Origin of the sequence: Nonomuraea sp. NPDC050383 (assembly GCF_044459125.1) — a bacterium.
In the GTDB taxonomy this organism is placed as follows: Bacteria; Actinomycetota; Actinomycetes; order Streptosporangiales; family Streptosporangiaceae; genus Nonomuraea.
The window spans coordinates 200,437-223,486 of sequence record NZ_JBITIP010000010.1; the positions used below are offsets into that span (position 1 = coordinate 200,437).

The following is a 23,050-nucleotide window of genomic DNA, read 5'->3' on the forward strand; positions in this document are numbered from 1 at the left end:
AGCGTGGCTGCCCGAGAACGGCGCCCCCGGCGCGGCAAGCTGAACGATCTGCGGTTGACGGTTATCGCCGCCGATCTGCTCTCCAGTCCCCGCTTCTACAGCTCCGGCGCCGATCCGAGGAACGCGCCGACGAGGGCGGCGAACTCCTCGGGGCCGACGATCCGCACGCCCAGGCTCTCAGCCTTGGCGCGCTTGGAGCCCGCATTCTCACCGGCCACCAGCAGGCTGGTCTTCTTCGAGACGCTGGAGGAGGATTTGCCTCCAGCGCGTTCTATCAGCTCATTCATCTGGTTGCGGGTCAGCGCCTCCAGCGCACCGCTCATGGATCCGGTGACCACCACGGACATCCCCACCAGCGGCAACTCGGACGTGCCACCCACCTCCGAAGTCGTCTGCGCATCGAGGGCGACGTCGGTGCCAGAGACGACGGGTGGCCTCCAGCCGGGCTCGGTCATGGTGACTCCGGCCGCCACCAGCTTGTCGATCAGCGGCGCCAGCTCGACCAGCTCGGCCACCACCACTGGCGCCTTCTCCGGGCCCATGCCTTCGACCGCTTGGATCGCCTCGGCGTCGGCCGCGCGAATGGCGTCCATACTGCCGAAGTGGCGGGCGATGCGGCGGCTCATGGACCGGCCGGTGCCGCGAATGCCCAATGCGCAGAACACCCTGCTCAGCGGCCGGCTCTTGGCCCGCTCGATGGCGGCCAGGAGGTTGTCGGTGCTGGTCCGGCCCATCCGCTCGAGCGTCAGGAGCTGCTCGCGGGTCAGGAGGAACAGGTCGGCGAAGTCGGCGATCAACCCCGCGTCGAGGAGCTGCTGGATGCGGTTGTCGGCCAGACCCTCGACGTCGAGCTGGTCGCGTCCCACGGCGTAGCCGATCGAGGCGATCGCGCGGCAGGCGCGGCCGCGCACGCACCGCCACCGCTCCTGGGACCTGTCGATGGCGTCACCGCAGGACGGGCACACCTCGGGGAAGACGATCGGCTGCTCGGCGCCGGTGCGCAGGTGCACGACCGGGGACTCGACGCGGGGGATCACGTCGCCGGCCTTGTAGACGACGACGCTGTCACCGAGCATGAGGCCGCGCCGGGTGATGTCGGCGACGTTGTGCAGGGTGGCGTAGGTGACGACGCTGCCGTCCAGCTCGACCGGCTCCAGCACCGCGCGGGGGGCGATGACGCCGGTGCGGCCGGTGTTCCACTCCACGCCCACCAGCTTGGTGATCTTCTCGACGGCGGGGAGCTTGTAGGCGATCGCCCAGCGGGGCGCCCGCGAGCTGAACCCCGCCTGCCGCTGGTCGCCCGCCAGATCACACTTGATCACGATGCCGTCGATGCCGAACGGCAGCTCGGCCCGCTCGGCGGCGATGTGCTCCACGCGCGCCCGAACCTCGTCCAGGGTGACGGCGACGATCCCGGCCACGGGCGTGTCGGCGGTGGTCCGCACACCCTGCTCCGCGACCCACGCCATGATCTCGCTGTGCGGCAGCTCACGCAGCCGCGCCGCCTGCTCCGAGTCGTCGCCGGGATCGGGCAGCGCGCCGTAGCCGAAGAACGTGAGCTCGCACGTGTACGGCCGGTCCTGGGCGCGCAGGGTGCCGGCGGCGGCGCTGCGCGGGTTGGCGAACGTGCTGCCGTCGTGCGCCTGACGCTTGGCGCACGCCTGCTCGAACTGCTCGGCGGTCATCATGACCTCGCCGCGCAGCTCCACCGTGACGGCGTCGGCCAGCCGGCCGGGCAGGCCGACGATGGTGCCGATGGCGTGGGACACGTCCTCACCGGCGGTGCCGTCGCCGCGGGTGACGAGCTGGACCAGGCGGCCGCCGCGGTAGCGGGCGGAGATGGCCAGGCCGTCGAGCTTGGGCTCCACGCTCCAGGAGGTCACCTCCCGGCCGAGCCTGCGCTCCAGTGAGGCCGCCCAGTCGGCCAGCTCCTCGGGGCCGAACACGTTGTCCAGGCTCAGCATCGGCACCGTGTGGGGCACATCGCCGGTGACCGCGCCGCCGGCCACCTTGCCCGTGGGCGAGGACGGCAGCACGTGCTCGGGATGCTCGCGCTCGTACGCGGCGATGCCGCGCACGAGCTGGTCGTAGGCGTCGTCGTCGAGCGAGGAGTCACCCTGGCCGTAGTAGGCCGCCGCGGCGTCGGTGGCGAGCTGCACGGCCGCGGCGTAGGCGGCCTGGTCGGAGAGCTCGGTGTGGGGGGGAGCGTCGATCATGCGCTCATCGTGCCGGGCGGCTCCGACATTTCTCCGCCGCGCGGCGCTCCGGGCGGGCGAAGCCACCGGATCTTCGTTCATCGGCCGGCGCTGCTCCTGACGTTAATTGTCGGTGGTGGTGGTTAACGTGCCCGTATGAGCGACGCGCACCACCCGATCGAGGGCGAGCAGTGGCAACCGGGTGATCTGGTCCTGGACGCCGAGGGCGGCCTGTTCGCCCGCGCCGGCCTGGGCGACGAGGCCGGGGGCCGGCCATGGGGCTGTCCCCGCGACCAGGTGCGGCTCGTCACAGGGGAGACACACGTACCCGAGGGCCGCTTCCCGGAGACCACGCCGGCGCGGCCGCTGACGCTCCTGGCCCGCGACGGCCGGCCCGCACTGCCGGCCGTCCCCGACGACGCCTCCGGCGTGACCGGCACCGCGGCCGCCGACGCCGCGGCCTCCGCGGGGGTCGGCGGCCTGTTCCTCGCCGCGACCGCGTTCGACCCCGACGGCGCCGGCGACCCGCGAGCCGCCAGGTTGCGCGCCACCCTGCTCGACAGTGTCGTCATCGTCGACAGGCCCCACGTCCTGGGCGAGATGTTCGGCGGCGCCGCGGACGGGCTGCTGGTGGAGCTGGCGAACTGGAACGAGCGCAGCATGGGGGAGAGCGCCTGACGCCGCGCCGGCCGTGCCCGGCGCAGGGAGTTGCGGAGAACGGCATGATCCGTCACCATCGTCGGCATGACTAGTGGAAAGGGCGTTCTCCGCCCAGGCCGTTGAGGCCCACGGAGCCGGCCGAGGAGCCGGCCCACGACATCCTCACCGAGATCCCCACCCACATCCCCAGCGACATTCCCGGCGCCGCGTTGCCGGCGTTTCTCGAACCTCTGCCGTACCCGCGGCGTATGCGGGCGCTGGCGCTGCTCGCCCGCCGCCTGGCGGGCACCTCGCGGCTGCGCGTCCTCCTGGGCGAGCTGTCCGCGGGAGACCGCGACGCCCGGCGTACGGCCCTGCACGTCGCCATGGCGGCCCGTGACCTCGGTTTCGTCCAGGATGTCCTCGCCGGCCCCGACATGGGGCTGCGACGGGCGGCGCTGCGCGCGGTGCGCACGCTCCCCGTACCCGATGCGGCGGTGGCCGCCGCGCTCCAGGATGCGCCCGCCGACCTGCGGCTGGCGCTGTACCGCACGCTGGCGCACGCCTGGCGGCAGACCCTCGCCGAGAGCCTGCTGCCGCACGTCCACGCCCGGTGGGGTGACCGCGAGGCCGCCGCGCTGCTGCCGGCCTGCGGTGCGACGACCGCCGGGCAGTGGCTGCCGCGGGTCGCCCACGCGGTGACGTCCTGGACGGCCCTGGCCGAACGCCACGCGGACGCCGTCATGGCGGTGGCCGAGCAGGAGCTGTCCTCGGGTGCCGACGCGTGGACCTGGTGGCGTCGCCGCGGGGCCGGCGTGGCGCGCGCGTCGCTGCACGAGCCGGCGCGGCTGCTGGCCCTGCTGGAACGGCGGGACCTGCGTCCGTTCGTCGTCAGGCTCCCCGTCACGGCTCTGAACGCGCTGTTCGGAGTGGACGTGGCACGTGCCACGAGGGTGATCGCCGACGCCTGGTCGAGCTGCGGGTCGGCGCCGCCGAAGGCGCTGCTCCGCCGGCTGCGGTCGGTTCCGGACGCGGAGATCATGCGCCTCGCCCACGCGGATCGAGGGCTCGGCCCGGTGCTGCGGTGGCTGCCGCCCGGCCGCCGGGTCGTGATCTTCGAGGCGGTCGCCGGGAAGCGGGGCGGATCCACCGGCATGTGGGCCCTGGACGTGCTCGGGTGGTTGCCCGCCGGGCCGGCGGCGGCCGAGGCCAGGCGCATGCTCGCCTGGTACGAGTCGGTGTGGCACTCCGCCCGCGCCCGGCTGGACGATCCGAACATCCCGCTGCGGCTCACCTCCTTCCTGCCGTACGAGGAGGCGGCCGGACCGCTGCGGGAGGCCGCGGTGGGCGGGGACCCGCGGCGGCGGGGACTGGCAAGGACGCTGCTGGTGCGGTGCGCCGTCCGCGCCGGGGACCGGGCGGAGCTCCACGCGCTGCTGGCGGACCTGGCGGCGCGTACCGTCAACGAACAGGACCCGCTCCGCCGGGACCTGCTGAGCGCTCTGCGGGAGGTGCCGCCGGGGCTGTTCGACGACTCCTGCGCCGGGACGCTGGATCGCATCGCCACCGACGCGCTGGAGGCGCCGGACTCCTCCCTGGCCACCGCGGAGGCGCTGCACGGGCTGGCCGGCCGGACCCTGCGGCACCATGATCCGGCCGTGGCGCCGGCGCTGACCGCATGGGCGCTCGGCGTGTACGGAGGGCTGGTGGCCCGGCACGGCGCGGACGGTCTGCCCGGGCGGGTGTCCCGGACCGTCCCCGCGCGCCGCCGCCGCCGTTACGCGTCCGACACGCCCGCGGCGCCGGAGTCTCTGGACCGGGTGCTGCGCGCGGGTCAGGAGCACGATCTGCTCGCGGTGCTGCGCCCGCACCTTCGCGCGGCGCGCGAGCGCGGGGACTTCGCCCTGGCCGTGGCCCTCGCCCATGCGCTCGGCCGTCGCTCGTGGGCGCTGGCCGAGCTCCAGGACGACCTGCGGGCCGCCGTACGTGTGGCGCCCGAGCCGCTCGCCCGCGAGGCCGCCGGGCTGTGGCTGACCCGCCCGCACCGCCGTCGGCGGACGCTCCAGCCGGTCCGTGCTCCGGGGCCGGAGCGGCCACCGGGAGGCGGGCGCCCGCCGTACGCGGCGGGTGGTGAGCGGGAGCGGCGGGTCGCCGAGCTCGTCCGCGAGGACCCGTCCACCGTGGTGCTGCCCGCCGTCTGGCGCACGGTGGCCCGGCGCCGCACCGACCTGCTCCCGCCACTGCCGGCGAGTGACCGCGGCGGCCGGTTCGCCGGCTCCGCGTGGGTGCCGCCGGTGAGTGCCGGCGACGCCGGCCGGTGGACGCCCGGCCAGCTCGACCGGGTGCGCGCCGTGCTCGCGGACGCCGTACACGACGAGGGGCTGCCCATCGCCCTGCGGGTGGCCGCCGTCCGGGCGACTGGCCGGATCAGCGGCGGGCTGGACCTCCTGGCCGCCTGGGCGAGGCGGGAGGAGGTGGTGCTGGCCGAGGCCGCCATCGCGGCCATGGCGGACGCCGACGCGCCTGGCCGGGCGGTGGGCCTGCTCCTGGAGCACGCCGGCGGGCGGGCGTCCCGGGTCGCGGTGGCGGCGCTGGCTCGCCGCTGCAGGGCGGTCCCGCCGTCGCGGCTCGGCCCGCTCCTGGAGAAGGCGCTGACCGCCCCGGACAGCAAGGTCGCCCTGCGCAAGCAGGCGGCCCGCCGGCTCGGGCGCGACCGGCCGCCGGGCGCGGCGGACGTTCTGCTGCGGGCGTGGGCGGACCCGGGGCTGCACCGGGACGTACGGGTGGCGGTGGCGTCGGTGCTGCGTGGCATGCCCGAGGATGCCCGGGCCCTGGACGCGCTGGGGGACGCGGCCGGCCGGCACGCCGGTGAGCCGATGCTGCGCGAGCTCCTCGCGGCTCATCCGTTGGAGTACGCCCCCGACGTCCGTCCCCGCTACGCGGACCTGGTACGGCGGCTGCTCCTGGCCGCCGACCTGCCGGGGGTGAGCTTCCGCGCGTCGAAGGCGTTCGCCCTGTGGGCGCGCTGGTACCGGGGCGGCCTGGAGGAGATCATCGAGGCCGCGGCCGACCCGGGGTCGGGGGAGCAGGCCATGGAGGTGTTCCTGGCGCTGCTGCGGGCCGGGACGATCCGGTCCCAGGCGCTCGACGTGCTCACCCGGCTGGCCGCCGCCGTACCCGGTGAGAGCCTGCGGACGCCGGCGCGGGCGCGCGTGGCCGGCCTCGTGGAGGAGCTGGCCAGGGTGCAGGACCTGAAGGTCGTGGCCGAGCCGTGGCGACGCCGGCTCGCCCGTGACGCGGTGGACCTGCTCGCCGGCCGGCCGCTGCTGCTGACCCAGGCGGTGCGGCTCGCCGTGGCGCTGCTCCCGGCGGACGAGGAGGGGGAGTCACCGTCGTTCGGCGATGAGCTGTGCGCGCTGGCCGACCTGCTGCACGACCGGCCGGTCCTGGCGGCTCGCACGGCCGTCAGGGTCGTCTCGGAGGTGTTCGGCAGGTCCCGCAGGCGGTGGCCGATGCCGACCGCGGCCGTCCCGGTCGTGGCTCGGCGGCTGATGGATCGCGGTGATCTCGCCGGGGCCCTGTTCGCGCTCGCGCTGACGCGGGTCTGCGGGGAGCGTACCGAGTGGGCGGCGCCGTGGGAGGAGCTCCTGCACGACCTGCGGAGTTCTCCGCACCTCGAGGTCCGTCAGGACGCCTGGGACACCTTCCCCGGCTGAGTCGGGGAAAGGCCCGGCCGTGAGAAGATCCATCCGCATATGTACGGGTTCGGAGTGTGGAGGGGGATCGATGTTCGCGACATCGCTGGGTGACGACGGCGCGGAGCTGCGGCCGCTGGAGCCGTGGCGAGCCGAGGAGTTCCTGGCCCACATGGACCGGGGGCGGGAGTTCGTCGGGCAGCACGTGGCGCTGGGGGACATCGTCACGGACCTGGAGTCGGCCCGCCGGTTCCTCCAGGCGTACGCGGACAAGGCCGCGGCCGACGCCGGGCGGATCTACGGCATCTGGACGGACGGGAAGCTGGTCGGCGGAGTCCTCTTCCGGACGATGGACGTCGCGCAGGGCACCGCCGAGGTGGGCTGCTGGCTGGAGCCGTCGGCCGTGGGCAGGGGCCTGGTGACGCGGGCCGCCCGCCTGATCATCGATTGGGCCGTCGAGGAGCGGGGCGTCCACCGCGTGGAGTGGCACGTCTCGGCGGCCAACGAGGCCAGCATCGCGGTGGCCCGGCGGCTGGGGATGACGAAGGACGGGGTTCTGCGGGAGAGCTTCCTGTACCGGGGGAAGCGGCAGGACATCGAGGTCTGGTCGGTGCTCGCGCCGGAGTGGCGGGCGGGCGGGCGTCGCGGGGCCCTCTGACGTCCGCGTCCCGGGCCTGAGCCGGTCGGCTCCCGAACGCGAGCCCTAGGGTGTGTTTCAAATGTGGTCACAGCCACTCGTTGATGGCGGCGATGGTCACGGTGGCTTCATAGCGGACGGCGAGCTTGTCGTACCTGGTCGCGACGGCCCGGTGGCGTTTGAGCCGGTTGATGTCGCATTCCACGGCGTGGCGCTCACGGTAGTCGATCTTGCAGAACGTGGGCGGCCGACCGCCTCGGCTGCCCCGGTTCTTGCGGTGGCGGATCTGATCGGCCTTCTCCGGGATCGTGCAGGTGATGCCGCGCCTGCGCAGGTAGGCGCGGTTGGCGCGCGAGCCGTACGCCTTGTCGGCACGGACCCTGTCGGGACGCTTGCGCGGGCGTCCCGGTCCGAGCCGGGGCACACTGATCCGCTCCAGCACGGGCTGGAACTGAGGAGAATCCCCGCGTTGACCAGCAGTGATGATCAGCGATAACAGCTTCTGGCCCTGCTCGACAGCCAGATGCAGCTTGGTGGTCAGCCCACCCCGAGAGCGGCCAAGCCCGTGGTCGGCGGGCTCGACATCGACGCCGCCGGGTGGCTCTACCTGCAGATCCCCCTTTTACGCGCACCAGCGGCGTGCTGGTGCGCGCGGGTGATCGTGGAGTCCACGCTCACCTCCCAGGTGATCAGGCCCTTGGCGTCGGCTCTGGCCTGCAGTTCTTTCAAGATCCACGACCAGGTGCCGTCCCGCTGCCACCGCCGAAACAGCCCGTACACCGTCTCCCACTCGCCGTACCGGGCGGGCACGTCCCGCCACGGCGCACCCGTTCGTGTCCGCCACCGGATCCCATCGATGAGCTGCCGTTTCGTCCACTTCGGCGGCCTGCCCGGCTTCTTACTGACCGGCAGCAACGGCTCCAGGACCACCCACTGAGCGGCAGTCAAATCACCACGACCCACACCAAGATCATCCCAGGTGGATCGCTCGGGCGATCCACTGCTCACAACAGGCCCTAACGTTGATCCATGTCCGAAATGCCATCACGGGTCGAACTGCGCCCGCTCACCCTCTCCGACCAGGACGAGTTCTGCTCGCTCGTGCAGGCCAGCACCGAGCTGCACCTGCCATGGATGCAGCTGCCCGCGACCGCGGAGGAGTTCCAGGTCTGGATGCGCCGCTTCGACGACGGCACCAACCTGGGCTTTCTGATCCGTGTCCGGGAGACCGGCGCAGCCGCCGGCACGGTCAACATCAACTCGATCATCCGAGGCCGCTACCAGGGCGCGTCCCTCGGCTATGCAGCCTTCGCCCCGTCCGCAGGGCAGGGTTACATGACCGACGGGCTCACCGTCACCCTGCAGCACGCCTTCACCGACCTGCGGCTCCACCGGCTGGAGGCCAACATTCAGCCAGCGAACAAGGCATCCCTGGCCCTGGCCCAGCGCTTGGGCTTCCGTTACGAAGGGCTGTCGCCCGCCTACCTCTACATCGACGGGGCCTGGCGCGACCATGAACGCTGGTCCATTACCGCACCAAACCCCTGGAAACCCGATCCCTCCCTTCCAGAGGTATGAGCCACACGGCGCCGCTTATGAAACACGTCCTAGCCCACGTCCGCCACGCGCACCACGTACTTGCCGTTGCCGCGGCCGTCGGCGAGCAGCTGGTGCACGGCGGGCACGTCGGCCAGTGAGCCGACCCGCGTGAGCGCGACATCGAGCCGGCCGGCTCCGACCAGGTCCAGAACGCGCCGCAGGCCCGCTGCCACCCGTTCGGGAGCCGACCGGCTCAGGCTCGTGATGCTGAAGCCGCCGATCGCGACGTTGCCGCCGATGAGCCGTCCCGCCGCCGGCAGGGGAGCGGGCCGCCCGCCGCCCGCGTTGCCGAAGATGACGATCCGCCCGCCCGGCGACGTGATCGCCAGGTCGACGTCGAGCAGGCTGGTGCCCATCGGGTCCAGGACGACGTCCACGCCGTTGCCGCCGACGGCGGCGCGTACGGTCTCGGCGAGCTCGGCGCCGCGGGGGAGGACGACGTCGTAGCCGCTCCGCCGGGTGGCATCGACCTTGTCCGGGCGGCCGACGGTGCCGACGAGCGTGCCTCCGCCCAGCGCGGGGACCAGCTGAGCCAGAGCGCCCCCCACGCCCCCTCCCGCCGAGTGCACCAGCACGCTCTCGCCGGGGGTGAACCGCGCGGCATCGGTCAGGAGCAGCAGCGCGGAGGTGAACACCATCGGCGTGCCCGCCGCCGTCGGCAGCGGGATCTCCGCCGGCACCGGCACGGTCAGGGCCGCCGGCGCGATCGCCACCTCGGCGAGGCCGCCTCCCGGTGTGAACGCGACCACCCGCTGCCCCGCCACCAGGCCGCCGACGCCCGGGCCGGTCTCCCGGACGGTGCCGGCCACCTCGAGTCCGGGCACGTACGGCCAGGCCGGCGCGTAGCCCGGATCGCCGCGGCGGGCCATCACGTCCATGAAGTTGATCCCGGCCCAGGCGACGTCGATGCTCACCTCTCCCTCGCCCGGCCGTGGTTCGCCGATCTCCTGAACCCCCGTGCGGTCCGATCCCGCCGACGGCGCGGTCATCACCAAGGCACGCATCCCGGCCCACTCTCTTTCGATGTTCGTCGTACAACGAAAGTCGTACCATGGTTGTACGACGTTTGTCGAAAGAGAGATGCGACATGCCCCGATCGAACAGCCGCCGCCCAGCCCTGGTCCACCCGGACGCCGACGCGCTCGACGTGCTCGACATCCTGCACGCGCTGGCCGACCCCACTCGCATGACGATCGTACGGACCCTGCGCGCCGCGCCCGAGCGGGCCTGCGGCACCTTCCCGGTGGACGTGGCGCCGTCCACGCTCACCCACCACTTCCGGGTGCTCCGCGAGGCCGGCCTCATCCGCCAGCGCGAGGACGGCAACCGCCGCTGGACCGCACTGCGCCTGGAGGACCTCGACGCCCGCTTCCCCGGCCTCCTGGACGCCATCGTGAACGCCTACGCGCCCGAGGTCGAGACCGCCGAAGGCTGACGGGGCCCAAGGCCGGCGGCACGGCCGGGCGACGTTCGAACACAGATACGTATGGACACGCTGCGTGACTGACACGATACTCAACGTGTCAGCCCCCTTTGTTTCCTGCGATCACTTCACCACCGCCAGCACCGCATTCGCCGGCGTGCCGTGTGCTGCCCGGAGTCGTGCCCGTCAGGGGACAGGACAGAAGGAGAACGATGCATTCGAAGAGGTTCCTGGCCCTCCCCCTCACCGTCCTCGCGGCGGTGGCGTGCCTCACGACGACCGCCGCGGCCAGCGCGGCGCCCGCTCCGGCCGCCGCGGCCGCCCGTCCTTCAGCGCTTCCTCCCGGCTACCAGCTCGTCACCCTCCCCAACGCCAACGTCCCCAACTTCCAGCGCCGCACGCTCTACTGTCCCGGCGGCAAGAAGGTCCTCGGCGGCGGCGCCGAGGCGCGCGGCAACGGGGCGATCCTGGTCGGGTCGTTCCCCACCGATGACGGCCGCGGCTGGATCGGCATCGGCCGCCAGGACGGCTACAACGACGTCGGCATCAGCGTCTTCGCCATCTGCGCCGACTGACCTCAGGCTCCGCCGGCCCCGGTCGCTCCACGGCCGGGGCCGGCTCCATGTCCGGCGCCCGGACCAAGGGTGACCGCGTCCGGCAGGCCGTCCTCCGGGTCACGTCACAGCGGCCGGCGCGGTCGTGACCTGAAGTTGCCATCTGACAGCGGAGCGTTACCATGGCTGGGGAGTCTCCTTACCGCCCCTTTCCCCCCGAGCATGGAGCGCCGCATGGAGCGAACGGTTCTGGCCGCCGTCACCGAACGTCCCGACGCCGACTCGGCGCTCGCCGAGCAGATCCGCCGCGTGTGCGCGGCGATGGACGAGCTCGGGCTCCAGGTGCGCTGGACCCACCGGCCCGGCGACGCCCTGGCGGTGGTCGGGTCCGACGCGTCGCTGACGGCGGTGCTGGCGGCGTGGGACGGGCCGGGGGCCGAGGAGCTGCTGGGCGCGGTGGGCCGCCGGTTCCGTGGCCTGCCCGTCTTCCTGATGACCCAGGAGCAGGAGCTCCCGTTGTGGGTGTACGAGGTCATCCAGGGCTACGTCTTCCCGCTGGAGGACACTCCGCAGTTCATCGCCGGACGCATCGCCCACGCCGCCGACCAGTACGCCGAGAAGATCCTTCCGCCGTTCTTCGGGGCCCTGCGCCGCCTCCAGGACCACCATCGCTACTCCTGGCACACCCCGGCGCACGCCGGAGGGGTGGCCTTCCTCAAGTCCCCGGTCGGGCGGGCGTTCTTCGACTTCTACGGCGAGCGGCTGCTGCGCACGGACCTGTCCATCTCCGTCACCGAGCTGGGATCGCCGCTCGACCACACCGGCCCCATCGGGGAGGCCGAGCGCAACGCCGCCCGCATCTTCGGCGCCGACCGCACCTTCTTCGTCGTCAACGGCAACTCCACGGCCAACCGCATCGTCGGTCACCACGCGATCGCCCGCGACGACACCGTCCTGGTGGACCGCAACTGCCACAAGTCGGTCCAGCACGCGCTGGCGATCAGCGGCGCCCGGCCGGTCTATCTCGTGCCCGAGCGCAACGGGCTCGGTCTGGCGGGCCCGATCCCGCCCGCCGCGCTGGAGGCGGGCGCGATCCGCGAGCGGCTGGCCGCCCACCCCCTCGCCGCCGCCGAGCCGTCGTACGCGGTGGTCACGAACTCCACCTACGACGGGGTGTGCTACGACGCGGTGCGGGTCGGCGAGCTGCTCGGCGCCAGCGTGCCCCGGCTGCACTTCGACGAGGCGTGGTTCGCCTACGCCCGGTTCAACCCGCTTTACGCCGGCCGGTACGGCATGGCGATCGACGAGCGCACCCTGCCGGGCCCGGACCGCCCCACCGTGTTCGCCACCCAGTCGACGCACAAGCTGCTGGCGGCGCTGTCGCAGGCGGCGATGCTGCACGTCCGCCCCGCCGAGCGGGCGCCGGTCGACTACGACGCGTTGAACGAGACCTACCTCATGCACGCCTCCACGTCACCGCTCTACCCGATGATCGCCTCGCTGGACGTCGCGGCGGCGATGATGGACGGCCCGTCGGGGCCGTTCCTCACCGGGGAGGCGATCGTCGAGGCGGTCCGGTTCCGGCAGGCGATGGTACGGCTGGCCGCCCGCATCCGCGAGGACGAGCTGCGGCCCGACTGGTTCTTCGGCGTCTGGCAGCCCCCGGCGGTCACCGACCCGAGCACCGGCCGGACCGTCTCCTTCGCCGACGCCGACCCGGGGCTGCTGTGCGCCGAGCCCCGGTGCTGGACCCTGGAGGCGGGCGCCGCGTGGCACGGGTTCGACGGGATGTCGGAGGGCTACTGCCTGCTCGACCCGGTCAAGGTCACGATCACCTGCCCGGGTGCCGACGCCGCCACGGGTACGCTCGCGTGGGGCATCCCGGCCCGTGTCGTGGCCGCCTACCTGGAGCGGCGCGGCATCGTGGTGGAGAAGACGGGCGACCACACCTTGCTGGTGCTGTTCTCCATGGGGATCACCAAGGGCAAGTGGGGCACGCTGATCGACGCGCTCACCGACTTCAAGCACGCCTACGACAACGACCTGCCACTGGCGGAGGTGCTGCCCGGCTTCGGGCCGCCCGCGATCTCGCTGCAGAAGTTCTGCACCCTGGTCCACGAGAGGCTGCGTGACTCCGGGGTCGGGAAGCTTCTCGACCAGGTCTTCACCACCCTGCCCGAGCCGGTCACGACTCCGGGTGACTGCTACCAGGCGATGATCCGGGCCCGCACCGAGCGCGTCCCGCTGACCGGCCTGCCGGATCGGGTCGCCGCGGCCACGGTGGTGGTCACCCCGCCCGGGATCCCCATGCTGATGCCCGGAGAGGCGACCGGCCCGGCCGACGGCCCGCTGATGGCGTACCTGCGGGCTCTGGAGGACTTCGACCGGGCCTTCCCGGAGCTGGCCACCGACATCCACGGCGCCCACCGCGACGGCGAGGGCCGCTACTGGGTGGAGGTCGTCAAGGACTGACCCCGAGCCCACGCCCCCCGGTGGCCGTGCGCAGGGAATCGCGTGGCCCGGACCCGTGTGCGCCGCGGTCGCGCGGAGTCGTATGCCCTGCCGGTGCAGGGGAGTGCGACGTCCGCTCGCGTTCCCCCGCCCGCGCCGTCTGACGTGGCGCGTTCCGCTCGACCGGGACCAGCAGGAGCATGGCGAGCACCGGCTGACCGCGTACATCCGGTCCCGGAGCCGGTGCGGAAAGGGCGCATGGCTGGTTCATCACCAACCGCGATCGGTCCCGGATGTGCGCGCGTGGTCTGCCGCATGCCGCGGGTTCTCGACGGCTGCCGCCGTCGGTTGCGGCTGTGACACGACCGTGACAGGGCACGGACGGGGCGGGGACAAGGCTGGCCGACAGTGGGTGGGGTCGGCGGGTGAGTCACCGAGCGCGCGGTGAAACCCGGCGGCGTGTGGCCGGACGGGCCGGCCATCCAGGTGGCCCTGCCCGGCGCGAGGCCACCGGTCCGGGCCGCCGGCATCGGGTCGATGCCGTGCGGGCCCGGCCGGCCCCGATAGCTCCGGTGTCGCCCTCGTCAAACAGGGCGAGATGAGCCGCCCGGGGCTGCTGGGACCGTCCGGTGGACGAAAGGTCCGGCAAAGGTGATCATGAAAGGGAGAAGACGTTGGTGAATGACGGAGAATGGGATCGGCGTTCGGTGTTACGGGGCGCCGCGGTGCTGGCCGGTGCGGCCGCGACCGCGCCGCTGCTGGGTGGGGCGGCCACGGCGCTGGCCGGCAGCGGTGACGCGGACGCGCTGTTCAAGGCCGGCAAGTTCGAGCAGGCCGGCCGCGCGTACGAGGTGATCCTGAAGAAGGACCCCAAGAACCTGCACGCGGCCCGCCGGCGCGGCTTCGTCGGGCTGCTGGGCAACCAGTTCCCCGACGCCGAGAAATACCTCAGGATGGCCATCGAGTTGGCGCCCGACGACAGGGACGCCAACTACTTCCTGGCCGACTGCTACATCCGGCAGGACAAGTTCTCCCTCGCCGCACCACGCTGGAGAGCGGCCGGTGAGGAAGCCTACGCCACCTGGTTCGCGGCGGTCCGCGGCGAGCCGTATCAGATCCACGGCGACATCGCGCGTGTGCCGTTCCAGCAGATGGACCCGATTCCGCTGGTAGAAGCCTCGGTCAACGGCGGGCCGCCGAAGCGCTTCACGTTCTACACCGGCGCCCCGAGTCTGAGCATGCGCGCGTCGGTGGCCAAGGAGGCCGGGCTGAGCCCCGTCGCCAGCCAGAAGATCGAGTACGAGAACGGCTCCATCTGGGCGTACTACGGGATACTGGACTCCTTCAAGCTGGGCGGCATCGAACTGCGCAACGTCCCCGTGGGCTGGTCGTCGACGGAGTCGGGCGAAGATGTCGACACCGACAGCGACGGCCTGATCGGCACGTGGGTCTTCTACCACTTGCTGACCACCTTCGACTACGCGGGCCGGTCGCTGATCCTGCGCCGCAGAACTCCCGAGACGGCCAGGAAGGCACGCGCCGCCGCCGCACGGGCGGGCGCGGAGCCCCTCCCGCTGTGGCTGGCCCGGGAGCAGTATCTGCACAGCAGGGGCGGCATCGCCGGCGTCGCCGGCTCCGGAACAGGGGTGGTGGGCGTGAACTTCGGCGGGAGGGGCGAGATGGCCGCGGTCGTGTTCGGGGACACGGCCGAGCGGTTGGGGATCCGCAGCGACTACGACCGCCCGATCGGGACTTTCGCCCACAGCCACCCAGCCGTCACCTACCCCTGCTACCCGAAGGAGATCCGCCTCGGCGACGCCGCGGCCAAGGAGATCTACTGCGAGACGCACCCACAGGCGGAGCTCGCCTCCTTGGGGTTCGATGTGCCGGCCGCCTTCTTCCACTGCTTCTTCAAGCCCTACAACGTCACGCTCGACTTCACCCACATGAACCTCTACATCGCCCGCGGGAAGGCCACCTGATCACCGCTACCCGCAGCGGAATCCCGCCACCCCGAGTGACAGGGCGTTGCCAGGGCCTGTACCAAAGGTGGTCGGAGCCAGTCGTCGATGGCAGCGATCACGAGCTACCCACCTGTCGGCATGCTGGGCCAGGTGCGGAGATCGGTGTCGGGTGAGGGCGCTGTACGAGTGAGCACGACGTGTTCCTCGCCGACTGCAACGCCCGCACCACGCTTGGCCTGGTGGCTGACACCTGGTCGGTGGTCGTGGCGCAGCCGAACGTCGTCGGCGTCACGCCGCGGTCCTGCCGCTCCTCCTTCCGGACGAGCTGACGGCCGGCTCGGAGCAGCCGTTATTGGACGGCGCCGGAACGGGTCAGAAGGTTCTCGTACCAGGTGTCGTAGGGGTGGTTGGTCGCCGGGTAGCTGGCCAGGGGGGTGGTGGCCATGTCCGCCGCGTCGAAGTCCCAGCCGCGCGCGAGCTTCCCCGACTGCCGTGCCGAGGCGATGAAGACGGACTCCTTCGCCGGGGCGGCGTAGAACAGGGCGCCCTGCTGGAGCTCCGCGCTGTCGCCCTTCTGGAACTCGTCGAAGGCCGTCTGCGGGTAGCGGATGCGGTCACCGGTGAACCGGTCGGTGTCCACACGGAGCGTCTGCGCCGGGGTCGGGCCGTCCGCGCCGGTCCACACGTGGACGCTCGACGTGCCGCGGGCCGAGGTGGTCTTGTCGAAGCGGGCGTCGGAGGTCTTCGCGTTCCCGCTCCACGACACCGTCGAGGTGCCGGTGTTCAGGGTGCCGTTCCACTCCCAGTTCTGGGTGTTGCTCTGGCTCCGGTGGATCTCGCGCAGCTGCGTGCCGGCCGGGCTGGTGAACGCGACCGTCGGCAGGACGCCGTTGTCGTACTGGTGGCTGGCCGACCAGGTGATCTCGCCGTCCGCGCCGAGACGCCCGACGCGGTACCACAGCGTGGTCGCGCTCTGGGACTGGTGGACCTCGACCAGGTCGCCGTTGTCGTTCAGCGCGACGGCGGGCGTCCTGCCGTTGTCGTACCGCCCATGGCGCAGCCAGGTCACCCGGCCGTCGTCGTACCTGCCGGTCCAGTACCAGAGCACGCCCGACCCGGAGTCGTGCACCTCCACGACCTGCCCCTTCGCGTTGATCGCGATCGCGGGGTCGCTGCCGATGTCGCGCTTGTACTCCGCGCGGCTCTTCCCGTTGCCGGAGAGCAGCGTCAGGACGCGGCCGCGCAGCGTGTCCACCGACGGCGGGCTCGCCGGGTAGTCCGCGGCCGTCAGCAGCCGCGGCCCGAAGACGGAGACGAGCTCGTGGTTGAGCGCGGCCAGGTTGCCGGCGGCGAACGACGGATTGTCGGTCAGGTCGTCCTTGAGGTCGAGCATGACGACGAGCGGGGCGGCGGCCGGGTGCTGCGCGGACCACGTGTTGATCACGTTCAGCCAGTCGCGCAACAGGTTGGAAGCCGGGTTTCCGGAGTGGTCGACCTGGTCACCGGGCGAGTCGTGGCCGATGGCGTAGTCGCGCGCGGTCGCGTACCCGTTGTCGTGGACGTCGAGCTCGATGAAGCGCACGCCGTGGTCGAGCTGGTAGGTGATCGACTTCTTGGCGCCGTCGACGTCGCCGGAGTAGCTGTTGTGCGTGGCGCGGAAGGTCGCCGACGCTAACGGCAGGTCCGCGTCGGCCTGCGCGTTCCCGCTGATCGTCAGCGCGGACGCGGCCATGGCGAGTACGGACAGCAGGGCCCTTGAACGGGTCATCCTCGGTCCTCACGTTGGGGGATGTCGGGGGCGAGGCGGTGCTGGGCGAGGATCCGGAGCTCGTTGGGGAACGACCGCCGAACGTAGATCATGTTCCGCAGGCAGCGCGGATTTGTCCAGCGGCTTCTGTCTTCTCGCCGCACTCTCTCGGTCACGAATCCGACTCGGCCCCGTCCTCGCCTCGACCGGTACGGCGAGGCGGTGACGGCCGCCGTCGTGCTGGTCCTCGGGCTGGTGACGGCGGCCGGCGGGTCACATAAGATCCAGTTCTCGCCTGCGCAGGGAAGATGAACTCCTTCATGTACGTCGAACCATCCGAGCCCCATCCCGAGATCCCGCTCGCCGGCGGGGACGTCACCGAGGGGGTCGTGCGCGCCGGCGACACGGTGCGCCGCCCGGTCGGCCCCAACGCCCCGCTCGTCCACGCGCTGCTGCGCCACCTGGAGGACGTCGGGTTCGCGGGCGCGCCGCGGTTCCTCGGCATCGACGCGGCCGGGCGCGAGGTGCTGACCTTCGTCCCCGGTGAGGTCGCCGGGCGGCCCAGGCCGGCGTGGATCGCCGATGAGGAGCGGCTGGCCTCCGTCGGGCGTCTCGTGCGCGACTACGACCAGGCCGTCGCGGGTTTCGTCGTCCCCGCGGGGGTGCGGCCGGGTTACGGGGTCTCGGAGCCGCCGGGCATGCCGCCCAAGCCGTCGTACCCGGCTGAGGTGGTCGGCCACATGGACTACACGCCGGACAACATCGTGTTCCGGGACGGCAGGGCGGCCGCACTGATCGACTTCGACATGGCGAAGCCGGTCGCGAGGGTGGAGGAGGCGCTGAACGCGATGCTGTACTGGGCGCCGCTGGGCGACCCCGCCGACGCCGACCCGCCACTGCGGGAGGTGAACGTGCCGCGGCGCTGCCGGATCCTCGCCGACGCCTACGGCATGTCGGACGTCGACCGCTCCCGCCTCGTCGAGGTGGCCCTGCTGCGAGCGCGGCGGTCGTGGTTCTCGATGAAGCAGATCGCCGAGGAGCGGGGCGGCGGCTGGGCGAGGATGTGGGACGAGGGCGTCGGCGACAAGATCAAACGGCGTGAGGCGTGGCTGGAGCGCAACGCCGTGGCCATCGACGCGGCGCTGCACGCCGTGTGACCGTCCGCCCGCCGGAGACCGGCGGCACGGCCGTCATGGGCGGGTGATGGCCTGCTCCAGCAGGCCCTGAAGGGCGCGTTGCTGCTCAGGGCTGAGGCCGGCCAGCGGTGAGTCCTGCGTGAGGAGTTCGAGGAGTCGTTCGCGGAGAGCGATGCCCTGGGCGGTGAGCACGAGTTGCCGGGCGCGGCGGTCGGTGGGGTGCGCGCGGCGCTCGATCAGCCCCTGCTTTTCGAGCTTGTCGACGACGAAGGTGGCGTTGGAGGGCTCGCAGCTCATGCGTTCGGCCAGCTCGCGCATGGTCATCGGCCCGGTCATCTCGCGCACCGCGGTGGCCTGGGCCGCGGTGAGACCCACGGCGACGGCGCGTACGCGTACGTGGTCGGCGATCTGCTGGGCCAGTCCGTTCACCAGACCGCACAGCTCACGCTCGGCGATGGTCTGAGGCTCCGGGGACGTCGTCATACGGCCCATCCTAGCAACTCCATCAAGTCAGCACATTTCAAGCGAACACATTTCAAGCTTGAATATTTCTAGCTGTACGTTTACGGTGGCGTAGTCGCCGCCGAAGGGCGCGGCGACGACCTGACCACCGAAGGAATGGGATCATGACGAACTCCACGGTTGATCTGAGCGAGCGGCTGCGCCGGCCGTCGGGGATCCGCTCGGTGCGGCTGGGCGACACGAAGGTGTCCTTCGTGCCGGACGGCGCCGTGCAGGGGAGGCCGCTCGCCTGGCTGCCGGACACCACCGATGAGGTCTGGGCCGCTCATCCGGAGTACCTGGATGCCTCCGGTCATCTCGTGGCGAGCATCGGCGGCCTGCTGGTGGAGAACGGCGACCGTGCGCTGCTGATCGACGCGGGGTTCGGCCCGCAGTCAGTGCCGGCCGCGCCAGGACAGCCGAACGGCGCCATCCACGGTGGCGCGCTGCTGGACGGTCTGGCCGAACTCGGCCGCGGGCTGGAGGAGATCGAGGCGGTGGCCTTCACCCACCTGCACGCCGATCATCTCGGCTGGGCCTGGCACCCCGCTCCGGGCGGTGACCGGCCCGCGTTCGCCCAGGCCGGCTACCTGGTGTCCGAGCCGGAATGGGCTCAGCGCCAGCTGCTGGAGGCGCAGGGCATGACCAAGGAGATCGCCGCCCTGGCGCCGCGCGTCCGTACGGTCGCGGACGGGCAGGAGATCTTCCCCGGCGTGCGGGTCCGGATCACCGCCGGTCACACGCCGGGGCATGCCGAATACGTCATCACCTCGGGCGGACAGCGGCTGATCGCCTTCGGCGACGCCCTGCACTCACCGATCCAGGTCGACCACCCCGAATGGTCCTGCGTCTACGACCACGACCCTGCCGGGGCCGCCGACCACCGCCGCCGCCTCGTCGCCGAGCTGGAGGAGCCCGGCACGATCGGGTTCGGCGGCCACTTCGCCGACGTGGTGTTCGGACGGGTCCGGCGGGACGGCGACGGCCCCGCCTGGCGCCCTCTCGACGCCTGAGCCATCCGGAACGCACGGTGACAACGATGATCGCGCGCGGGCTTCCCGCGAAGGCGTGTACCAGCTACTGGCCGGGCATCGTCGCGGCCGCGCTGACGACGACGGTCACGGTGATGCCCGGCTTCACCGTCGGCGCCCTCGGCCCGGCGATCGAGCAGGACCTGCGCGTCTCCCGTACCGCCGTCGGGCTTATGATCAGTGCCTTCTACGCCGCCACGGCACTGGGCTCACCCATCGCCAAGCGGGCGGCGGCACGCCTGCCCGCACCCGTGGTGCTCGCCGTCGCGGCGGTGGCCGCCTGTGCCGCGCTGCTCGTCGTCTCCCAGGCGGACGACCTGGCCACGATGACGGCGGCCCTGGTGGCCGGCGGGCTGAGCAACGGGCTCGTCCAGCCCGTCGCGGGCAGGCTGATCGCCGCGCGTGTCCCCGTTCGCCGGCGCTCGCTGGCCGCCGGCACGATCGGCGCGGCGCTGGGGGCGGCCACCATCGTGCCCGGCCTGCTGGTCGCCCTGGTCCTGCCGGTCCACGGATGGCGCACGGCGATGGTCGCCGCCGGGCTGATCGCCCTCGTCCCCGTCCTGCTCACCCCGCTGACCCGTCTCCCGCCCGGCACCTCCCCGGAACGGGTGGGCCGGGGCGCCACCGCTCGCGGGACGGGCGGCGTGCTGGTGCTGTGGGCGTTGGCGGCCGCGCTGTCGGCCACCGGTAACAACGCGGTGGCGACCTACTTCGTCCAGCTGGGCACCCATTCCGGGCTGCCCGCCACCGTCACGGGCAACCTGCTGTCGCTCAGCGCCCTGCTGGCCGTCGCCGTCCGGCTCGCCGCGGGTGCGCTCACCGACCGGGCCCCGCACCGCAACCCGGCGGTGATCATCGCGATGATGCTCACCGGGGCCCTCGGGCTCATGATGATCGCGATCGGCACGCCGGTGACGTTCGTCCTGGGCGCCGCGCTGGCCTTCTCCGCCGGGTGGGGCTGGACCGGGCTCCTGCTCGCCACCACGTTGCGGCTGGTCGCCCACCAGGCGGAGAACGCCGGGCACACCGTCCAGATCGGCGTCTACACCGGCGCCACCATCGCCCCGTACGCCTTCGCCGCGCTGTCCGACGCCTTCGGCTACGCCGGATCGGCTCTTCTCGCCGCCACCGCCGCCTTGGCCGCGGCCGCGTCCATGACCGCCGGAACGCTGCTGTCCCGGCGCCTCGGCGAAAGGTGACGGCTCAGGCCGTGGCCGTCCTCCTGCCGCCTCCGGCCTCGTCCTCCTCCCGTAGCGTGTCCGGTGTCCAGCCGGCGGTGCCCGCCACAATGCGGACGGCCGCGCGGGCCAGCGGCTCCAGCCCCGCCACGTCCACCTTGTCCAGGGTGTCGGCCGAGTCGAACAGGTACATCGGCGCCGACAGGAAGTGCACCAGCGGCACGCCCTCGGGATGGAAGAACGCGCCGTCGGTCGGCGGCATCGGCGAGAACGCGTCCGGCGGCAGCACGAAGGACCGCCGCAGCCGCTCGGCCTCCAGCGTCGTGGCGACCAGACTCTCCAGGCGGGGCGCCCGGGTCGTGAACCACCACCTGACCTCGGGGTCCGGAGTCGGCCGCAGCCTGCCGTCCACGCTCTCGCACCGCAGCGCGGCGTGCTCCAAATGCATCTGGAGCACCACGTCGGCGAGCAGGGAGCGGTGCCGCTCGATGAAGGCCCTGGTGCCCGCGGCATGGGCCATGTGGCCGGAGGTGAACAGGAACATCAGGTTGTGCGGCCGCTCCGCGGCGGGCACGCGCGCCCAGTGGCGCGCGGCGGCCAGCACCAGCGCGACGCCGGAGGCGTCCTCGACGGCCGACGCCCACGGGCCGTCGTGGTGGGAGGCGACGATCACCCAGTGCGGCGAGGCGCCCGGCAGCGTCGCGACCACGTTGTGCGTGGTCACCGGCTCGCGGACCGCCTCGGCGACCAGCTCGCCCTGGCAGGGCAGCCGGGCCAGCAGCCGCCGGGCGTCGTCCCCGGAGAGCCACAGCCCCGGGATCGGCCGCTCGACGGCGTCGTAGGGCACGTAGTAGTCGTGCGTCTCCCACGGCACGCCCGTCAACGCGCCCACGAACCCGGCGGCGCCCGCCTCCAGGGCGGGCTCCACGACCCGCATCATCCGCGGCCCGAACGGGATCGTCTGGACCAGCGTGTCGAAGACCCCTTCCGGATCGTAGGCCGACGTGGCGAGCGTCCTGACGAACGACTGCGGCACCTCGGCGAAGGCCAGCTCGTCCACCGCGATGTCGCCGGGCCGCGCGTCGCCGAGCGGGGCGACCCTGGCGCGCAGTCCGCCGGCCGGCGCGGTGAACGGCAGCGGCATGCCCGCGAACTGCGTGCCGTCCTCCAGCAGCAGGACTCCGGCGCCCGGCTGCCAGCGCGTGAGCTCCACCGGCTCCAGCGAGACGTCGAGCCCGAACGCGGCCAGCCGGTCCGCCAGCCACCGCTCCGTCCACACGTCCGCCGGATAGCCGGGACGGCGGATGCCGCGCGACACGACCGTCTCGATCCAGCCGAGCATCTCCGCGGCCGAAGGCAGGTGTTCCATGACCATGATCCAACCATTGACAAGGGGCGCGTGTGAAGCGAGAGTTCCGGTCATCCGTACATATCTGAGGGAGGCTGTATGAGGCTCCTCGCGGCAGTCGTCTTACTCGTCCTGGGAGTCGTCGCGGCACCGGCCCGGGCGGCGGACACCATCGAGGCGCACTACCGGACGGCCGGCCCCTGGGCGGTCACCACGGCCGACGTGCCGGGCTATCGACTCACCTACCCGGCCGACCTCGGCGCCGGCGGCTTCAAGCATCCGATCATCACCTGGGGCAACGGCACCAACGCCGTGCCCACGCAGTACTCCGGCGTGCTCACCCAGCTCGCCTCCTGGGGCTTCGCCGTGGTCGCGTCCACCGACACCACGACGGGCACCGGCTCGGAGATGATCGCCGCGGCGCAGTACCTGGTCGACCGGAACGCCGACGCCTCCAGCGTCTTCTACGGCAAGCTCGACGTGACCAAGGTGGGCGCGGTCGGCCACTCCCAGGGCGCCGGCGGCTCGGTCAACACCGCCACCAGGACCAGCGGCCTCATCGACACCGTCGTCCCCATCTCCCTGCCCGCGCCGATCTGGGTGAGCCCGGGAGACGCGTTCTCCGTCAGCAAGCTGGCCTGCCCGGTGCTGTTCCTCAGCGGGGCCAACGACGTGATCATCTCTCCCCACTCCGCGATCCAGACGTACTACGGCCAGGTGCCCAACGCCGCGGCGAAGGCGCTGCTCAAGGGCGCCGACCACAACACGATCCAGGGCACGGGCGGCGGCTTTCTCGGCTACCTGACGGCCTGGCTCATGTACCGGCTCCAGGACGACGCCTACGCGCGGGGCGCCTTCGCGGGCGCCGCCCCGGAGCTCAACACCAACGCCGGCTGGCAGAACCAGGCGGAGAAGAACCTGCCCTAGCCGGCCCCTGGCGACGTGGCGCGAA

Annotated in this window: 19 protein-coding genes; 13 read left to right on the forward strand and 6 right to left on the reverse strand. The window is 72.5% G+C overall.

The annotated features are described in order from the left end of the window. Nucleotides 1-95: 95 nt before the first annotated feature. A complete protein-coding gene (ligA, locus tag ACIBG4_RS25240; RefSeq protein WP_397203890.1) occupies nt 96-2,216 on the reverse strand; it encodes an NAD-dependent DNA ligase LigA in 2,121 nt (706 codons plus the stop codon). A 135-nt stretch (nt 2,217-2,351) separates the two neighbouring features. Here ligA and ACIBG4_RS25245 point away from each other — a divergent pair, with 135 nt between their 5' ends. The 3 genes from ACIBG4_RS25245 (at nt 2,352) to ACIBG4_RS25255 (ending at nt 7,187) form a co-directional block, all read left to right on the forward strand. Further along, the gene (locus tag ACIBG4_RS25245; protein WP_397203891.1) at nt 2,352-2,873 is read left to right on the forward strand and encodes a hypothetical protein; all 522 of its coding nucleotides are present in this window, start codon (nt 2,352-2,354) and stop codon (nt 2,871-2,873) included. A gap of 101 nt (nt 2,874-2,974) precedes the next feature. Continuing rightward, on the forward strand, nt 2,975-6,550 hold the full coding sequence (locus tag ACIBG4_RS25250) for a hypothetical protein (RefSeq protein WP_397203892.1): 3,576 nt from the start codon (nt 2,975-2,977) through the stop codon (nt 6,548-6,550). 70 nt (nt 6,551-6,620) lie between these two features. After that, nucleotides 6,621-7,187 (forward strand): GNAT family N-acetyltransferase, encoded by a 567-nt coding sequence (locus ACIBG4_RS25255; protein ID WP_397203893.1) that lies wholly within the window; start codon nt 6,621-6,623, stop codon nt 7,185-7,187. 67 nt (nt 7,188-7,254) lie between these two features. Here ACIBG4_RS25255 and ACIBG4_RS25260 read toward each other — a convergent pair. Further along, nucleotides 7,255-8,129, reverse strand: a protein-coding gene (locus ACIBG4_RS25260; RefSeq protein ID WP_397203998.1) for an IS5 family transposase whose coding sequence is annotated in 2 segments (ribosomal slippage) — nt 7,255-7,784 and nt 7,784-8,129 — 876 coding nt in all. Because the reading frame shifts where the segments join, the coding sequence is not laid out codon by codon here. Nucleotides 8,130-8,195: 66 nt separating this feature from the next. On the opposite strand from ACIBG4_RS25260, the gene ACIBG4_RS25265 reads away from it, so the two are divergent. Further along, complete coding sequence (locus ACIBG4_RS25265; protein ID WP_310716131.1) at nt 8,196-8,744, forward strand: GNAT family N-acetyltransferase; 549 nt, start codon at nt 8,196-8,198, stop codon at nt 8,742-8,744. 29 nt (nt 8,745-8,773) lie between these two features. Here the strand turns inward: ACIBG4_RS25265 and ACIBG4_RS25270 are convergent, their stop codons facing one another. Continuing rightward, nucleotides 8,774-9,679: a zinc-binding alcohol dehydrogenase family protein gene (locus tag ACIBG4_RS25270; RefSeq protein WP_397203894.1), complete on the reverse strand. Its 906-nt coding sequence runs from the start codon at nt 9,677-9,679 to the stop codon at nt 8,774-8,776. Between the two features lie 173 nt (nt 9,680-9,852). On the opposite strand from ACIBG4_RS25270, the gene ACIBG4_RS25275 reads away from it, so the two are divergent. The 5 genes from ACIBG4_RS25275 to ACIBG4_RS25295 all read left to right on the forward strand — a co-directional run bounded on the left by ACIBG4_RS25275 (nt 9,853) and on the right by ACIBG4_RS25295 (nt 15,486). Beyond that, nucleotides 9,853-10,200 (forward strand): ArsR/SmtB family transcription factor, encoded by a 348-nt coding sequence (locus tag ACIBG4_RS25275; protein WP_397203896.1) that lies wholly within the window; start codon nt 9,853-9,855, stop codon nt 10,198-10,200. A 200-nt stretch (nt 10,201-10,400) separates the two neighbouring features. Continuing rightward, nucleotides 10,401-10,763, forward strand: coding sequence for a hypothetical protein (locus ACIBG4_RS25280; protein ID WP_397203897.1), 363 nt, complete (start codon nt 10,401-10,403; stop codon nt 10,761-10,763). A 213-nt stretch (nt 10,764-10,976) separates the two neighbouring features. Beyond that, the gene (locus tag ACIBG4_RS25285; RefSeq protein ID WP_397203898.1) at nt 10,977-13,214 is read left to right on the forward strand and encodes an Orn/Lys/Arg decarboxylase N-terminal domain-containing protein; all 2,238 of its coding nucleotides are present in this window, start codon (nt 10,977-10,979) and stop codon (nt 13,212-13,214) included. Between the two features lie 656 nt (nt 13,215-13,870). Further along, nucleotides 13,871-15,175 (forward strand): aspartyl protease family protein, encoded by a 1,305-nt coding sequence (locus ACIBG4_RS25290; RefSeq protein ID WP_397203899.1) that lies wholly within the window; start codon nt 13,871-13,873, stop codon nt 15,173-15,175. Nucleotides 15,176-15,354: 179 nt separating this feature from the next. Then, nucleotides 15,355-15,486, forward strand: a complete 132-nt coding sequence (locus ACIBG4_RS25295) for a hypothetical protein (protein ID WP_397203900.1) — start codon at nt 15,355-15,357, stop codon at nt 15,484-15,486. Nucleotides 15,487-15,506: 20 nt separating this feature from the next. Here the strand turns inward: ACIBG4_RS25295 and ACIBG4_RS25300 are convergent, their stop codons facing one another. Then, nucleotides 15,507-16,925, reverse strand: a complete 1,419-nt coding sequence (locus tag ACIBG4_RS25300) for a hypothetical protein (RefSeq protein ID WP_397203901.1) — start codon at nt 16,923-16,925, stop codon at nt 15,507-15,509. Nucleotides 16,926-17,224: 299 nt separating this feature from the next. Between ACIBG4_RS25300 and ACIBG4_RS25305 the strand changes: the two genes are divergently transcribed. Continuing rightward, nucleotides 17,225-18,061 carry a phosphotransferase gene (locus ACIBG4_RS25305; RefSeq protein WP_397203902.1) on the forward strand — a complete coding sequence of 279 codons (837 nt, stop codon included), beginning with the start codon at nt 17,225-17,227 and terminating at the stop codon, nt 18,059-18,061. A 33-nt stretch (nt 18,062-18,094) separates the two neighbouring features. Here the strand turns inward: ACIBG4_RS25305 and ACIBG4_RS25310 are convergent, their stop codons facing one another. Continuing rightward, a complete protein-coding gene (locus ACIBG4_RS25310; protein ID WP_310713118.1) occupies nt 18,095-18,523 on the reverse strand; it encodes a MarR family transcriptional regulator in 429 nt (142 codons plus the stop codon). Between the two features lie 143 nt (nt 18,524-18,666). On the opposite strand from ACIBG4_RS25310, the gene ACIBG4_RS25315 reads away from it, so the two are divergent. Both ACIBG4_RS25315 and ACIBG4_RS25320 read left to right on the forward strand, forming a co-directional pair. Further along, entirely contained in the window at nt 18,667-19,554 is an 888-nt protein-coding gene (locus ACIBG4_RS25315; RefSeq protein WP_397203903.1) for an MBL fold metallo-hydrolase, read from the forward strand. Nucleotides 19,555-19,580: 26 nt separating this feature from the next. Further along, nucleotides 19,581-20,771 (forward strand): MFS transporter, encoded by a 1,191-nt coding sequence (locus tag ACIBG4_RS25320; RefSeq protein WP_397203904.1) that lies wholly within the window; start codon nt 19,581-19,583, stop codon nt 20,769-20,771. A gap of 4 nt (nt 20,772-20,775) precedes the next feature. On the opposite strand, the gene ACIBG4_RS25325 is transcribed toward ACIBG4_RS25320, so the two are convergent. Next, nucleotides 20,776-22,119: a M28 family peptidase gene (locus ACIBG4_RS25325; RefSeq protein WP_397203905.1), complete on the reverse strand. Its 1,344-nt coding sequence runs from the start codon at nt 22,117-22,119 to the stop codon at nt 20,776-20,778. A gap of 78 nt (nt 22,120-22,197) precedes the next feature. Between ACIBG4_RS25325 and ACIBG4_RS25330 the strand changes: the two genes are divergently transcribed. Next, a complete protein-coding gene (locus tag ACIBG4_RS25330) occupies nt 22,198-23,025 on the forward strand; it encodes an alpha/beta hydrolase family protein (protein ID WP_397203906.1) in 828 nt (275 codons plus the stop codon). Nucleotides 23,026-23,050: the final 25 nt, after the last annotated feature.

Bases quoted from the DNA above. Each gene is read 5' to 3' on its own strand.
- ACIBG4_RS25305 (WP_397203902.1), top strand. From the start codon at position 17,225: ATGTACGTCGAACCATCCGAGCCCCATCCCGAGATCCCGCTCGCCGGC.
- ACIBG4_RS25310 (WP_310713118.1), bottom strand. From the start codon at position 18,523: ATGACGACGTCCCCGGAGCCTCAGACCATCGCCGAGCGTGAGCTGTGC.
- ACIBG4_RS25280 (WP_397203897.1), top strand. From the start codon at position 10,401: ATGCATTCGAAGAGGTTCCTGGCCCTCCCCCTCACCGTCCTCGCGGCG.
- ACIBG4_RS25320 (WP_397203904.1), top strand. From the start codon at position 19,581: ATGATCGCGCGCGGGCTTCCCGCGAAGGCGTGTACCAGCTACTGGCCG.
- ACIBG4_RS25275 (WP_397203896.1), top strand. From the start codon at position 9,853: ATGCCCCGATCGAACAGCCGCCGCCCAGCCCTGGTCCACCCGGACGCC.
- ACIBG4_RS25245 (WP_397203891.1), top strand. From the start codon at position 2,352: ATGAGCGACGCGCACCACCCGATCGAGGGCGAGCAGTGGCAACCGGGT.
- ACIBG4_RS25330 (WP_397203906.1), top strand. From the start codon at position 22,198: ATGAGGCTCCTCGCGGCAGTCGTCTTACTCGTCCTGGGAGTCGTCGCG.
- ACIBG4_RS25265 (WP_310716131.1), top strand. From the start codon at position 8,196: ATGTCCGAAATGCCATCACGGGTCGAACTGCGCCCGCTCACCCTCTCC.
- ligA (WP_397203890.1), bottom strand. From the start codon at position 2,216: ATGATCGACGCTCCCCCCCACACCGAGCTCTCCGACCAGGCCGCCTAC.
- ACIBG4_RS25255 (WP_397203893.1), top strand. From the start codon at position 6,621: ATGTTCGCGACATCGCTGGGTGACGACGGCGCGGAGCTGCGGCCGCTG.
- ACIBG4_RS25300 (WP_397203901.1), bottom strand. From the start codon at position 16,925: ATGACCCGTTCAAGGGCCCTGCTGTCCGTACTCGCCATGGCCGCGTCC.
- ACIBG4_RS25285 (WP_397203898.1), top strand. From the start codon at position 10,977: ATGGAGCGAACGGTTCTGGCCGCCGTCACCGAACGTCCCGACGCCGAC.
- ACIBG4_RS25315 (WP_397203903.1), top strand. From the start codon at position 18,667: ATGACGAACTCCACGGTTGATCTGAGCGAGCGGCTGCGCCGGCCGTCG.
- ACIBG4_RS25325 (WP_397203905.1), bottom strand. From the start codon at position 22,119: ATGGAACACCTGCCTTCGGCCGCGGAGATGCTCGGCTGGATCGAGACG.